The organism is Enterococcus sp. AZ084, from assembly GCF_051714905.1.
GTDB classification, from domain to species: Bacteria; Bacillota; Bacilli; order Lactobacillales; family Enterococcaceae; genus Enterococcus_B; species Enterococcus_B pernyi.
This window is the reverse complement of the sequence record NZ_JBIOSS010000001.1, coordinates 2971417-2986167: the sequence shown is the minus strand read 5'-3', so window position 1 is coordinate 2986167 and position 14751 is coordinate 2971417. Positions and strand designations below refer to the sequence as shown.

Genomic DNA, 14751 nt, shown 5'->3' with positions numbered 1-14751 from the left:
TCTTTTACTCATATTATATAGATATATGAAGGGAAATCCTAATGTAATCTACACTTAATAAAAAAATTCTCATAAGGGAATAGGTGTGCTACTACCAACTTCAAAAAATGGTATTTCTTTTCTGGAACGTTTATATTATATCGTTTGTTCGAATGTTTTTTGTAGGAAGGATTTGAATCTTTTTAAAATGAATATCTGTGTGATATTTTCCTTTTTTTTCAAAAAAAATATAATAATGACCGAGTCTTTTCTGCTACTATAAATCAAGATGAGTTTTAAATATGGTAAGTATTAGGGAACATAAGAAATATTCATGCGAGACATCATTTCTTTACATGAACATCTAAAAATGAAGATGAAAAAGTAGATGACAGGTAACGTTATATAGTGATTAATCAAGTGATTTATTAGATATTTTTTTGTTGTTGAATACATACCATAATCTAAGTGAATTATGAAGTGGGTTAACTATCCCAAAGAAAGAAGAGAACATTTATGTACAAAAAGAAAAAAATACTGGCTCGAGTGATTGTTGGAATGTCAATTTTTTTCCTACCAACCCTTACTCTTTTGAGCCATAGAATTGAGCTGAAGGTCGAAGCTGCTGTAATTACTTCAGGAGCATTAGAGCCTGGGGAAAATTCCGATACAGGCAACCATGAATTGGATAGCGGATTCCAACAGAATGCTAATAACTGGAATATCTTAGCTGGTGACAGCAAATGGTGGAAATGGGATGCTTCGGGAAATAATTATTTATGGTTAGCGAACTCAGTTAAAAATTCATGGGTGTATCAATCAATCAGAGCAACACTTGATTTTTCTAAACCATTAACAATCAAAACGCCCTATTGGTATGATAAAGCAGATGTCTGGAAAATGGGGGATGCATCGGGCTTCTTTTTGACTCCCGCAAATAATGACATGATCAAACAAAATGCACCCAATGCAACAGGACAGAAGCTAGGAATTGCAGGCTTGAAAGATAGTTTCTTTATAGGACGTGATATTTGGTATAACGGAACATTTGATGGACCAAGTGGCACCAATAAAGGACAAGATAAAATTGAAATTCGTAAAACAGATGCTAATGGGGCAATCGAACAATCAAGTTCTACCACTGTGCCGTGGGTACAAATATCGGCACCGCTACAATTTCAAGGTTCAGGAAGTACTAGATGGAGTTCTGAAACGCAAACAATGACATGGTCAAATATTGTGGATAATAAAAATGGTACTTATACGGGTACACTGAGTCTTACTGCAGCGCCAGATAGTGGTTATAACAACAATGGCGCGTATAAACCACAAACAATTTCAAGAACAATCACCTTAAAAAAGAACATGTCATTTGGGAGTTTAGCCATTACAGGAAATAATACAGGAGTCATTCAAGGAGCGAATGCTTCTAAGAATGCATCGTTCTCTGCAACACGCGGAACAGTTACTTTCCCGGTGAATTTTATTGATAAAACGACGAATCAGCCAATCAAAGGTGTAACTGCTGCGAAAATCACTGCGAATACTGGGGATACGATTGGTGTAACAAATAGTCTCGCAAATGCATCAGATGATTACACATTTGTTGTGCCTAGAATCAAAGGCTATAATTTTTCTTCTTCTACTTCAATCAAAGTCGCAAACTATGATGAATATAATGAAGCAAACCCTAATGCAATCAATGTGTACTATTCACCGATAGCCGAAACGGCGGATTTTAAGACATACTACACTGAAAAAACACCAGGAACGGGTATTGTCACAGATGCTATCACTGGGTTAACTGGAGGCGATCCATCTTCAACTATGATAGTAACAGAAGGAGTAGCGGCAACTTTACCGGTCCCAAATCCAGCATTGATTACCGGTGATTTTGGTCATTCAATTACGAATATTCCTTCGTTGACTGTACCAGTTGGCTATAAAGTGGATCATATCGTGGGTCCAGATGGAAAGAATGGGCAAACATATCCAGATCTAGCTTCTGCGATTGTAGCTAATCCTACATTTGATGACCTATCAAATAACAAGTGGGCAAACCATTTTAGTATTTATCTGACAGCTGAACCTGCCTCTGCGAGCTTTTCCTACAATTATGTCGATAGTACGCGAGCTGTAGCACCAAGTTTACCAGACATTCCTTCTGAGATAGGTGTAACCGGTGGAGTCATCAAAGATCCTAGCGAGCAGTTACCTGAACTTCCTGCAGGTGTCACAATCAAAGATGTGACACCACCTGATGGAAACACGTATGGAAGTCTGAGTGAGGCTTTAGCCGTTGACGCGAACAAGTACTACCAAGCAGGCACTGTAGCTTTTACTCTAAATGTCACAGCGCCGCCAGCTATGCCAACACTTGATGAAGTACCAACTGTTGAGTTTGGCACACAGACATTGAAATCGGGAACTCACTCATACGGCAGTGAGACACAGACGGGTTTAAAAGTCACTGATGAATCATATACAAATAAAGGTTGGCACGTTACAGCATCAATGTCGCAACAATTTACGAGTGATACAATGGCTGATTTGGAGACTGCACCGTTCGGTACATTCTTAAAAGGTGCAAGTATCAGTTTTCATGCAGGCACTTTAAACACATCGCCAGAGAATACTGCAAAAGCACCTCAAGCGCTTGACTTTACATTACAAGAAGATGGTGCTGCGGTTTCTGTCATGGATGCCGCCACTGGAACTGGTCAAGGTGCTTGGGAGTTAAGTTATGAAGATGTCCGGTTGCAGGTCGATGGCAATAAAATAGCGGTAGGAAAACCTTACCAAGCGACCATCAATTGGTCGTTAAGTGATGTACCAGCAAATTGATGAGAAATACTGTTATTCATTACTGTTAAAAGCGGTGATTCTCCAAAAATCTATTTTTAACAATCAAAAAATTGAGGTGGGACGGCAGTTGTTAATCTCAATAAATAAGGTGATATCCATAAAAATCATTGGAATTTTTATGGATGTCGCCTTATTTGCATGGAAGCTGTCTCCACAACAGTTTGTTTACCCGTTAGTAAAAACATTACGTGATTTGTGTGTCTATTTGATTAACTTATTTGTAAATCATGAACTTGGTAAGAAAGTTATCTTATTTAATAGTGATAGTTATTTTAAGGCTGGGCGGTGGTTCAAGTGATTTAAGTTGGAATCATGAGTAAATCAAGCCAAATGAGGAAATAAAATCTCTTATCAAAAATATTTCAAAAGGATATTTATGATGTTCGCTTTAAAATTGATGGCCAAAATGTTATGTTTTCATATAGTTATCTTTAGTTTCAAAAAATTTAACTATTTGGTTGTTAAAAAAGCTGACCTTCAATAGTAAGCTCAAAAATCAAAAAATATGGAGAGCTATTTTCCGATGTTCCATCTTACTGCTCAGGTCAAAACGCTTTTCTCACAACCTATGATAAACGGTGTTCGAAAGCCAGCTCCTTCAATAGTAAGTCGAAACGTGAAAAAATATGGAAAGCTATTTTCCCACGTTCCGCCTTACTATTCGGAGCTGAACGGCTTTCTCACAACCTGATAAACGGTGTTCAAGAAGCAACACTTCAATAATAAGCCAAAAAAATCAAAAATGAAAAAGCCATTTTCGATTTTTCTGTCTTATTACTCAGTGCTGACCGCTTCTTTCACAACCTAGATAAACGGTGTTCAAGGAGCAACACTTCGGTCATAAGCCAGAAACATCAAAAATGAAAGAGCCATTTTCGATGTTCCTGACTTATGCCTTAGTGCTGACCGCTCCTTTCACAACCTTGTGTAACCGAATACATTTTGTCCGCTGCAAGGGACATTATGTAGTGAAGCAGAATAAAAAAAATCGCTTATGATAAAGATACAGGGGGGATAGAGCTATGACTAGTCAAATGGATCGAGGGAATAAATTAACGCTTCTTTTATCAAAGCAAAGAGATTATGTTACTGCTGAAGTGTTGGCAGAGTTAATGAGTACCTCTACCAAGACGGTCTACCGCTTGGTTAAAAAAATGAATGACGAGTTTCCGAATGGGCCACTGATTTTGTCTGAAAAGGGTCGGGGGTACAAGCTGGATTATGAAAAATATATTGCACAGACGAATCAAACGATTGTGTCTTCTGTGGAAGTTCTACCATCTGAACGACAAAATAATGTAATGGAAGAATTATTATTATCCTCTCCTAAAGCACTAAAAGTCATTGATTTGTACCAAACCTATTATGTTGGCGATTCAGCGATCGCGAATGATGAAAAAATCATTGCGGAACGGATTTCAGCGTATGATCTGCAATTGATCCGCAAAAATCGGACATTAGCCATCGAAGGCAAGGAAGAGAATATCCGTCGAGCGATCACTGAATTGATTCAGCGATTGAATATTTTCGATATTGATGAAATCGCTTTATCGGACGAATTTTCGTTTAATCGTTACGATGCGAATTTTGTCATCGAACAGATCAAGCTGATTGAAAAAAAACTCAATGGCACGATTCCTTACCCATACAATATCAATATTTTCTCCCATCTATACATTGCGGTACGTCGCGCAAGAAAAACGAATTATCAAGCCACTGGAGAAAAATTAACGATGGAACAATTACAGGTTTTAGATAATGAATCCTTGATTCGTGATATTGCCATCGAAGTGATCCGCCAAGTGGAAGTATATTTGAAAACGAAATTACCAGTAAGTGAGATCTACTATCTTTATCAATATTTGCTTTCTTCCAGAACGGATAATAGTCAAACGAAGACCCAAACGTTCACAGAAGAAGTGATTGAGATTACTTCTTATTACTTGCATCAAGTTGGTGAGAAGCTAAATCTCAATGTAGCAAGCGAGATGATTTTTACAGATCTTGCTAATCATATCAAACCTTTGGTCAATCGGTTGCGCCATCAAATCAGAGTGAAAAATAGTTTGTTGGATCAAATCCAATTAACGTATGAAACGATTTTTAATACGGTTGCTGAGGTATCAAAACAGGTGAGTCAAACGTTTCAGCTTCCAACGATCACGCCTGATGAGATTGGGTTTATCACCTTGTATTTTGCACGAATCATTGAGACGCACCAATTTCCGATCCAAACACTGATCATGTGTACAACTGGCGTGGGAACTTCTGAATTATTGAAGGTGAAGTTAGCCAAAAAATTCCCGGAATTAGAAATCGTAGATGTGATCAGTACTAAAAATTACCAATCAGTGTTAGAGAAGACGCCAGGAATCGAGTTGATTTTAACAACAGTTGGCTTGAAAGAAGCGTTTCCTGTTCAATCTTTGATCGTTAGTGCCATGTTGACCGCTGATGACCAGTCAAGAATCCAACAGAAAATCGAGGATATTTATCATGATAGATAATTTCGTGGAAACATTTGATCAGATTGCATTAACGTCAAAGGCAGAAACCTATGAATGGATCAGCCAACAAGTCTTTCCTACCTCAAAAGAAAAGGCACAAGCGATCCAACAGGCATTGTTTGAGCGAGAAGAGGCAGGAGATATCCAAATTGAGGAAGGCGTGATTTTGCCTCATCTTGAACATCCAGCACTAGGCAAAACACAGGTCTGGGTGATTCGTCCCCAACAGCCAATTACTGAATGGTCGGAACGAATGGCAAAAGTGGAATTGCTCATCGTTGTCTTACTAGCAGAAAATGAAATACTGGCAGTCAAACGACAGCTTGCTGATTTTATGCGACAACTGGCTGATCCTGACTATCTAGATGAATTGAAAGCTGGTAATTTCACAGAACGATAAAAATACTATCAAAAATTGGAGGAACCAATAATGAAAATCGTTGGAGTAGCAGCATGTACAGTGGGAATCGCCCATACGTATATCGCACAAGAAAAATTAGAGAATGCAGCAAAAAAAGCGGGTCATGAGATCCATGTCGAAACTCAAGGAACGATTGGCATTGAAAACGAATTGCCACAAGAAGCAATTGATCAAGCCGATATCGTGATTTTAGCAGTGGATGTCAAGATCAGTGGACGGGAACGTTTCGAAGGAAAGAAAATCATCCAAGTGCCGACAGAAATCGCGGTAAAATCACCAAACAAATTAATCGAAAAAGCAATGGAAGTTGTCAGTAACTAACGAGGAGTGAGGAAAATGGAGATCAAAGAAATCATTGATCCAACAATCATCAAAACGAACTTAGACGGGAAAACGAAAGATGAGGTCTTGTATGAATTAGCCAATCGCTTGTATGAACAAGAATACATTACGGATGTCGAAGCATTTGTGAAAGATATTTATTTGCGAGAAGCGCAAGGTCAAACAGGGATCGGTAATTATATCGCTATTCCACATGGGAAAAGTGCGTATGTGAAAAAAGTAGGTGTGGCGATCGGGGTAACTGAAAATGAAATCCCTTGGGAAACATTAGATGGTAAGGGCGTGAAAGGCATCATCTTGTTTGCAGTCGGAGATGATACGGAAGGTGCGCAAAAACATTTGAAATTATTGTCCTTATTTGCCCGTAAGCTAGGAAATGATGAAGTAGTGGAACGTTTGATTGCGGCAAGAGAAATCGATGAAGTAGTCGCTGCATTTGGCTAAAGAGTGAGGAGGAAGAAAAAATGAAAATCGTTGGAGTAGCAGCATGTACGGTGGGGATCGCTCATACGTACATTGCGCAAGAAAAGTTGGAGAATGCCGCAAAAAAGGCCGGGCATGAGATCCATGTGGAAACACAAGGAACGATCGGGATCGAAAATGAATTGACGGCAGAGCAAATCAGTCAAGCAGATGTCGTGATTTTAGCTGTAGATGTCAAAATCAGTGGTCGTGAACGTTTTGAATGAAAACGAATCGTCCAAGTACCGACAGAAGTTGCTGTAAAATCACCGAGTAAGTTGATTGAAAAAGTAGAAGAAGTAGTCGTGCAACAATAATTACCAGAATGGGGGAGACAAAAAAATGGAGGCAATTAAAAAGTTAAATTTAAAAGGACATTTATTGACAGCGATTTCATATTTGATTCCAATCGTATGTGGTGCCGGATTCCTGATTGCAATCGGCATGGCCTTTGGCGGAACAAGTCAAGGAACACTTGTACAAGGTGAGTTTTCGATTTGGGATGCGTTAGCAACAATGGGTGGCGCTGGTTTAGGATTATTACCAGTTGTGATCGCTACTGGAATTTCTTATTCTATTGCAGCTAAACCAGGGATCGCACCAGGTTTCATTATTGGTTTAACAGCAAATGCAATTGGTGCTGGTTTTATCGGGGGGATTTTAGGTGGTTACTTAGCAGGGTATCTGGTTTTAGGTATTTTAAAACATGTCAAAGTACCAAAATGGGCAAAAGGATTGATGCCAACATTGATTATTCCATTTATTGCTTCAATTGTTGGTGGCTTAGTCATGGTGTATATCATTGGCGCGCCAATCGCAGCATTAACGCTATTATTAACGAATTTCTTAGATGGATTAGGCAATTCTTCCTTATTGATTTTTGGTGGTGTGATCGGCTTATTAAGTGGGATCGACTACGGTGGTCCAATCAACAAAACCGTATTTGCCTTTGTGTTGACGATGCAAGCGGAAGGGTTGAATGGCCCGATCACCGCACTGCAATTAGTCAATACAGCCACACCGATCGGCTTTGGTTTAGCTTATTTTATCGCCAAAATGTTCCGCAAGAATATCTATACAAAAGTGGAAGTAGAGACATTGAAATCAGCCGTACCAATGGGTGTCATCAATATTGTTGAAGGTGTGATTCCTTTAGTTATGAATGATATCGTACGTGGCGTAGTCGCAACAGCAATCGGTGGATTTGCTGGTGGTGCAACAACGATGATCTTAGGTGCGGATGCAACGGTTCCTTTCGGTGGTGTCTTGATGATCCCAACGATGTCTCGACCATGGGCAGGTGTGATCGCAATCTTAGTGAACGTCTTAGTAACAGCCGTCGTTTTAGCTGTGATCAAAAAGAACGTGCCGGAAGAAGAAATGGACTTAGTAGTAGAGAAAGAGGAAGAAGATATCAGTTTAGATGATATTCAGATTTTTTAAAATAAGTGCGTAAAAAAGAGGGGCAAAATCGATGAAATTTTTTCTAGATACAGCAGATGTAACAGCAATCAAAACAATCAATACGCTAGGTTTAGTCGATGGGGTGACAACCAATCCGACGATCATTGCCAAAGAAGGACGTGTGTTTGAAGAAGTCATCAAAGAAATCTGTTCGATCGTTGACGGACCTGTCTCAGCAGAAGTGACTAGTTTGGAAGCAGACGGCATGGTCGCAGAAGCGAAAGAGATCGTCCAATGGGCGGAAAACATCGTGATCAAGATCCCTATGACAGAAGAAGGATTGAAAGCGACGAACGAATTATCTAAATTGGGGATCAAGACCAATGTCACATTGATTTTCTCTGTGGCGCAAGGGTTACTAGCAGCAAAAGCAGGTGCGACATTTATTTCACCATTTTTAGGTCGATTAGATGATACCGGAACGAGCGGGATCGAGCTTGTCGCAAAACTACGTGAAGTACTAGATACTTATGGGTTTTCTACAGAAATCATTGCAGCAAGTGTCCGTAATTCGGAACATGTGGAAAAAGCGAGTTTAGTTGGCGCACACATTGCCACTGTACCGCCATCATTGTACCAAACGTTGTGGAGCCATCCATTGACCGATAAAGGGATTGCTCAATTCATGGCGGACTGGGAAAGCTTTCAAGGAGGGAACAAATAAATGGGAAAAGTGGAATTTTCACCTTCATTGATGACGATGGACTTAGATAAGTTCAAAGAACAAATCGAATTTTTAAATGATCATGTCGATTCTTACCATATCGATATCATGGATGGTCATTATGTACCAAATATCACATTATCTCCATGGTTCATTGATGAGGTACGTAAAATCAGTAATCTACCGATGTCTGCGCACTTAATGGTCAAAGACCAAAGTTTTTGGGTGAACCAATTAATCGACCAAAAGTGTGAATGGATCTGCATGCACGCCGAACTATTAGATGGTTTAGCTTTTCGCTTGATCGATCAAATCCATGATGCAGGGTTAAAAGCTGGCGTCGTCTTGAACCCAGAAACACCGATCGAAGCCATCTTCCCATACATCGAATTGGTCGATAAAATCACGATCATGACGATCGATCCAGGATTTGCTGGACAACGGTTTATTGAAAGTACACTGGATAAAATCGTTGCTTTACGCGAACTACGCGAAGAAAAAGGGTATCACTATTTGATTGAAATGGACGGCTCTTCCAACCGTAAATCCTTCAAACGAATCGATGCAGCAGGACCAGATATTTATATCGTCGGTCGCAGTGGCTTGTTTGGTTTAGATGAAAAAATCGAAAAGTCATGGGAAATCATGAAAACCGATTATGAAGAAATGACTGGGAAAACGATCGGGTAAGAGAAGGTCGTGAGAAAGCCGGTCAGCTCCGAATAGTAAGGCGGAACGTGGGAAAATAGCTTCACATATTTTTTCACGTTTCGACTTACTATTGAAGGAGTTGGCTTTTGAACGCCGTTTGTCTAGGTTGTGAAAGGAGCGTTCAGCACTAAGGCATAAGTCAGGAACATCGAAAATGGCTCTTTCATTTTTGATTTTTCAGCTTAATGTTGAAGGTCAGCTTTTTGAACACCGTTTAGCAGAGGTTGTAAAAAAGCCGTTCAGCTCCGAATAGTAAGGCGGAACGTGGGAAAATAGCTTTCCATATTTTTTCACGTTTCGACTTACTATTGAAGGAGTTGGCTTTCGAACACCGTTTATCTAGGTCGTGAGAAAGTTGGTCACCATCGAGTAATAAGACAGGAAAATCGAGAATGCCTCATTCATTTTTGATTCTTCTGTCTTATTTTCAAAGTGAAAATTAAAGAATGGACATTATTTTATAGGAACGAATAAGGAGGAATTATATTGTTTGATAAAGTAGATCAGCTTGGTGTGAATACGATCCGTACATTGAGTGTCGATGCAGTACAAAAAGCAAATTCAGGACATCCGGGGTTACCAATGGGTGCCGCGCCAATGGCTTATGCCCTTTGGACGAAACATTTGAAAGTGAATCCGAAAACTTCTAAAAACTGGGCAGACCGTGACCGTTTTGTCTTATCAGCGGGACATGGTTCAGCGATGTTGTACAGCTTGTTACACTTAGCAGGGTACCAAGTGACGATCGATGACTTGAAACAATTCCGTCAATGGGATTCAAAAACACCAGGACACCCTGAGGTCAATCATACGGACGGTGTCGAAGCAACGACTGGTCCGTTAGGTCAAGGGATCGCAATGGCTGTGGGAATGGCAATGACAGAAGCGCATCTAGCGGCGACCTACAACAAAGACCAATTCAATGTCGTTGATCATTATACCTATGCGTTATGTGGCGATGGCGACTTGATGGAAGGCGTGTCTCAAGAAGCAAGTTCGATGGCTGGTCATATGAAACTTGGTAAATTGATCGTTTTATACGATTCAAACGATATTTCTTTAGACGGACCAACCTCAAAAGCCTTCACTGAAAATGTTGGCGCACGCTATGAAGCTTACGGTTGGCAACATATCTTGGTCAAAGACGGCAATGATTTAGAAGCCATCTCAAAAGCAATCGAAGAAGCGAAAGCCGAAACAGACAAACCGACATTGATCGAAGTGAAAACAGTTATCGGATTTGGTGCTCCAAATCAAGGAACTTCTGCGGTCCATGGCGCACCACTTGGCTTAGAAGGTATCCAAAAAGCCAAAGAGATCTATGGTTGGGAATACCCTGACTTTGCCGTACCAGAAGAAGTAGCGGAACGTTTCCGTCAAACGATGGTTGAAGAAGGTGAAAAAGCTGAAAATGCTTGGCGTGAGCTGTTCGCATCATACAAAGCAGCGTATCCAGAATTAGCGCAACAATTCGAAGATGCGTTTGCTGGGAAATTACCAGAGAATTGGGATGCAGAGCTTCCAACATACGACGAAGGCGAAAGTCAAGCCAGTCGTGTCTCAAGTAAAGAGATGATCCAAGCATTATCAAAAGCGATCCCAAGTTTCTGGGGTGGTTCTGCCGATCTATCCGGCTCAAACAACACGATGGTCACAGCAGACAAAGACTTCACGCCTGAACACTATGAAGGCCGCAACATTTGGTTTGGTGTTCGTGAGTTTGCGATGGCATCAGCGATGAACGGGATCCAATTACATGGCGGTACACGGATCTATGGTGGGACATTCTTTGTCTTTGTGGATTACTTGCGACCAGCTGTACGTTTAGCAGCGATCCAAAATACGCCAGTCATTTATGTCTTGACCCATGACTCTGTAGCAGTTGGCGAAGATGGTCCGACGCATGAGCCAGTGGAACAATTGGCTTCGGTTAGAAGTATGCCAGGTGTCCATGTCTTACGTCCAGCGGACGGGAACGAAACTCGTGCGGCGTGGAAAGTAGCGATGGAATCGACAGATACACCAACGATCTTAGTCTTGAGTCGTCAAAATCTACCAGTTCTTCCAACAACGAAAGAAGTGGCAGATGACATGGTCAAAAAAGGTGCTTACGTCTTGTCTCCTGCTAAAGGGGAACAACCAGAAGGTATCTTGATCGCGACAGGTTCAGAAGTGGATCTAGCTGTTAAAGCGCAAAAAGTATTAGCGGAACAAGGAAAAGATGTTTCAGTGGTTTCAATGCCAAGTTTTGATTTGTTCGAACAACAATCCGCAGAATATCAAGAAAGTGTTTTGCCAAAAGCTGTGACGAAGCGTGTTGCAATCGAAATGGCTGCTTCATTTGGCTGGGAGCGCTATACAGGGACAGCAGGGGCAATCATTGCGATCGATCGTTTCGGCGCGAGTGCACCTGGGGAAACGATCATCCAAAATTATCAGTTTACAGTGGAACATGTTGTTGAAGTGTTTGATCAATTGTAGAAGGTATTTTTGTTCTTTTACTATTTAAAATTTCAAGTTAAAGATACGAGTACTTTATTTAGATAAAATCTGCCAAACTGGAATCCAATGATTTCCGGTTTGGCAGATTTTTTTATTGATTCATGATTATTTTAATTTCAGGTGTTTGATTTCTAAAAAGTGTTGGAGATTTAAGACCAATCCTCCTAGAAGTGTCGCTTTTTCGTTCAAGGAGCTGTTGCGGACGACTAATTGATTCGAAAAATGGTTGTGCAGATTCCCTTTTAATTGTTCGATCATATCAGGTATTTCGCGATAAAGTGAGCTATTCAAAATAATGATCGATGGGTCATAATGGGCGATCAAGTTGTTGATACCGATCGTCAAGTAGTTGATATTTTCCTCCACGACTTGTAGGGCATCACGATCTTGGTTTTGAACATATTCGCGAAGAATGATGGCATTGACATAATCCAACTTTTTTTTCTGAGCAAATCGATCGTAGCAGACTTTATTGGCAGCGTACATTTCCAAACAACCTCGGTTGCCACAGCGACATTCCTTACCGTCCATCACGATGATCTGATGACCGATTTCACCAGCAAAACCATGGGCACCAACCTCTAAATTCCCATTTTTGACGATTCCTGCACCAATGCCGCTGTGCATATTGATACTGACAAGATTTTCCGAATCTGAGGTAAAACTATATTCGCCTAAGGCTGCAAGATTTGCTTCATTTTCTAAATAGACAGGATAGTCTCTCAGTTTTTCAGCTATTTTGCGAAAAGGAATGTGATCGAAATTGTAATGTGGACCAAAAATCGGCTCACCATGGTAGACAGGGCCATGAACGGCAATTGCTACCCCAATAATCCCATATTCTGTTGTCGGAAGATGTTGTTCAAATAACGTGAAGATTTCTGAAAGATATAGATGGATGGCTTCCTCATCTAATGTGATTGGCTTTTTTTGGATATGTTGGATCTCTTCCCCATCTAGATAAGTAAGGAGAGCATGGATGTAATTATAGCCGATGTCAATGGAAATAGAGAGGCCAGCTTTTCCATTGTATTGAAGAATGATTGGCTTACGTCCACCGACATTACTAGATTCTCCAATGCCAGTTTCAATGACTAGTTGGTCATCGATCAATTTTTTTACAATGGAGGACACAGTTGCCTTTGTTAGTCCAGTTATGGCTGAAAGCTCTGCACGAGAAAGAGCGGGTTGATTCATAATCAATTCTAAACAGAGAGACTCATTTGGGCTCCGTCGAGTATACGTTGGATTTTTCAAAGTAAATCACTTCCTATTCATTATGTAATGAGGATACGTTCTAAAGTATACTGGTAATCTCATTATTTTTCTAGTTATTTATCTATTGCTATTTCGTTTTGTAAAGTAAATAAATTAACTTCATTCGACTATAAATGCTTTGATAATAATAAAAAAATAACTTGACTATAATTATGAAAGCGTATACTATATGCTTGTTAAGTTAGTTCGTTAGATGAACTAACTAATATAGAATGAATAAACTAGGAGGAATATGATATGAGCTATTTTCCACAAATAGAAAAAATCCAATATGAAGGAACAACGACAACCAATCCCTTTGCTTTTCGCCATTTCAATCCAGAAGAGGTAGTTGCTGGTCAAACGATGAAGGAGCATTTACGATTTGCTGTTGCTTACTGGCATACCATGACACAAGATGGCAGTGATCCGTTTGGTTCGCCAGTCAATCAAAGAACTTGGCTAGGTGCAAATGAAATGGAAACTGCAAAAAATCGAGTAGCGGCCTTTTTTGAGATTTTAGAAAAACTAGGTGTCGAATATTTTTGCTTCCATGATGTCGATATCGCGCCTGAAGGGAATAGTTTAGAAGAATTCTATGCAAACTTAGATGAAATCACCGATTTGATCAAGGAACAGATGGAGCGTACGGGAATCAAACTACTTTGGAATACGGCGAATATGTTCAGCCACCCACGCTACGTGAATGGTGCGGCTTCAACGAATCATGCGGATGTCTTTGCCTATGCCGCTGCTCAAGTCAAAAAAGGCTTAGACATCTCAAAAAAACTCAATGGTCAAAATTATGTCTTCTGGGGTGGTCGTGAAGGGTATGAAACGTTGTTGAATACGGATATGGCGTTTGAGCAAGATAATATTGCACGTTTGTTCAAAATGGCGATCGCCTATAGTGAAAAAATCGGTCATACGCCACAATTCTTGATTGAACCAAAACCAATGGAGCCAAGTAAACATCAATATGATTTTGATGCTGCAACGGCTTTACAATTTATCCAAAAATATGGTTTACAAGAGAAATTCAAACTGAATCTAGAGGCTAATCATGCCACGTTAGCTGGGCATACGTTTGAGCATGAGATCGAAGTAGCACGGATCAACAACGCGCTAGGTTCACTAGATGCGAACCAAGGGGATGTGTTGCTTGGTTGGGATACTGATGAGTTTCCAACGAACGTCTATGATGTCACATTGGCCATGTACGGTGTCTTAGAAAATGGGGGTATCGCACCAGGAGGAATCAATTTTGATTCGAAAGTCCGTCGTTCAAGTTTTGCCATGGAAGATCTATTCTTAGCGCATATCGCAGGGATGGATACCTTTGCTAGAGGGTTGAAGGCAGCGGCGAAATTAAAAGAAGATCGCTTCTTTGATACCTTAAAAGAGAAACGCTATGCTACGTTCCAAGAAGGCATTGGGGAATCCATTGTCAACGACAAGGAAGATTTGGAAAGTTTGACTGACTATGCATTGAAGTTGAAAGATATCGAGCTGGAATCAAGTCATATCGAATATATCAAATCTTGTTTGAATGATTATTTAGTTTAATCCAACTTATG

The 14751-nt window shown here is 40.2% G+C and carries 11 protein-coding genes and 1 pseudogene; 11 read left to right on the top strand and 1 reads right to left on the bottom strand.

The window, feature by feature from the left end; genetic code table 11:
- Nucleotides 1–495: 495 nt before the first annotated feature.
- From IGI79_RS13455 to tkt, 10 genes and pseudogenes are all read left to right on the top strand, one after another.
- On the top strand, nucleotides 496–2823 hold the full coding sequence (locus IGI79_RS13455) for a WxL domain-containing protein (protein WP_195273611.1): 2328 nt from the start codon (nucleotides 496–498) through the stop codon (nucleotides 2821–2823).
- Nucleotides 2824–3866: 1043 nt separating this feature from the next.
- Complete coding sequence (locus tag IGI79_RS13450) at nucleotides 3867–5351, top strand: BglG family transcription antiterminator (protein ID WP_153830611.1); 1485 nt, start codon at nucleotides 3867–3869, stop codon at nucleotides 5349–5351.
- Nucleotides 5341–5751 carry a PTS sugar transporter subunit IIA gene (locus IGI79_RS13445; protein WP_108145279.1) on the top strand — a complete coding sequence of 137 codons (411 nt, stop codon included), beginning with the start codon at nucleotides 5341–5343 and terminating at the stop codon, nucleotides 5749–5751. Before IGI79_RS13450 ends, IGI79_RS13445 begins: the two co-directional genes overlap by 11 nt.
- 30 nt (nucleotides 5752–5781) lie before the next feature.
- Nucleotides 5782–6093 (top strand): PTS fructose transporter subunit IIB, encoded by a 312-nt coding sequence (locus IGI79_RS13440; RefSeq protein WP_019722933.1) that lies wholly within the window; start codon nucleotides 5782–5784, stop codon nucleotides 6091–6093.
- A 15-nt stretch (nucleotides 6094–6108) separates the two neighbouring features.
- Nucleotides 6109–6558, top strand: a complete 450-nt coding sequence (locus IGI79_RS13435) for a fructose PTS transporter subunit IIA (RefSeq protein ID WP_034690833.1) — start codon at nucleotides 6109–6111, stop codon at nucleotides 6556–6558.
- 20 nt (nucleotides 6559–6578) lie between these two features.
- A pseudogene (locus IGI79_RS13430) lies at nucleotides 6579–6893 on the top strand (PTS fructose transporter subunit IIB).
- Nucleotides 6894–6918: 25 nt separating this feature from the next.
- Nucleotides 6919–8019 (top strand): PTS fructose transporter subunit IIC, encoded by a 1101-nt coding sequence (locus IGI79_RS13425; protein WP_010734015.1) that lies wholly within the window; start codon nucleotides 6919–6921, stop codon nucleotides 8017–8019.
- A gap of 31 nt (nucleotides 8020–8050) precedes the next feature.
- Nucleotides 8051–8704 carry a fructose-6-phosphate aldolase gene (gene fsa, locus IGI79_RS13420; protein WP_104776021.1) on the top strand — a complete coding sequence of 218 codons (654 nt, stop codon included), beginning with the start codon at nucleotides 8051–8053 and terminating at the stop codon, nucleotides 8702–8704.
- Complete coding sequence (alsE, locus tag IGI79_RS13415) at nucleotides 8705–9394, top strand: D-allulose 6-phosphate 3-epimerase (protein ID WP_065095863.1); 690 nt, start codon at nucleotides 8705–8707, stop codon at nucleotides 9392–9394.
- A gap of 507 nt (nucleotides 9395–9901) precedes the next feature.
- Nucleotides 9902–11896 (top strand): transketolase, encoded by a 1995-nt coding sequence (tkt, locus tag IGI79_RS13410; protein WP_195273609.1) that lies wholly within the window; start codon nucleotides 9902–9904, stop codon nucleotides 11894–11896.
- 126 nt (nucleotides 11897–12022) lie between these two features.
- On the opposite strand, the gene IGI79_RS13405 is transcribed toward tkt, so the two are convergent.
- Complete coding sequence (locus tag IGI79_RS13405; RefSeq protein WP_195273607.1) at nucleotides 12023–13174, bottom strand: ROK family transcriptional regulator; 1152 nt, start codon at nucleotides 13172–13174, stop codon at nucleotides 12023–12025.
- Nucleotides 13175–13432: 258 nt separating this feature from the next.
- On the opposite strand from IGI79_RS13405, the gene xylA reads away from it, so the two are divergent.
- Nucleotides 13433–14740, top strand: coding sequence for a xylose isomerase (gene xylA, locus IGI79_RS13400; RefSeq protein WP_195273605.1), 1308 nt, complete (start codon nucleotides 13433–13435; stop codon nucleotides 14738–14740).
- The last annotated feature ends 11 nt before the right edge of the window (nucleotides 14741–14751 follow it).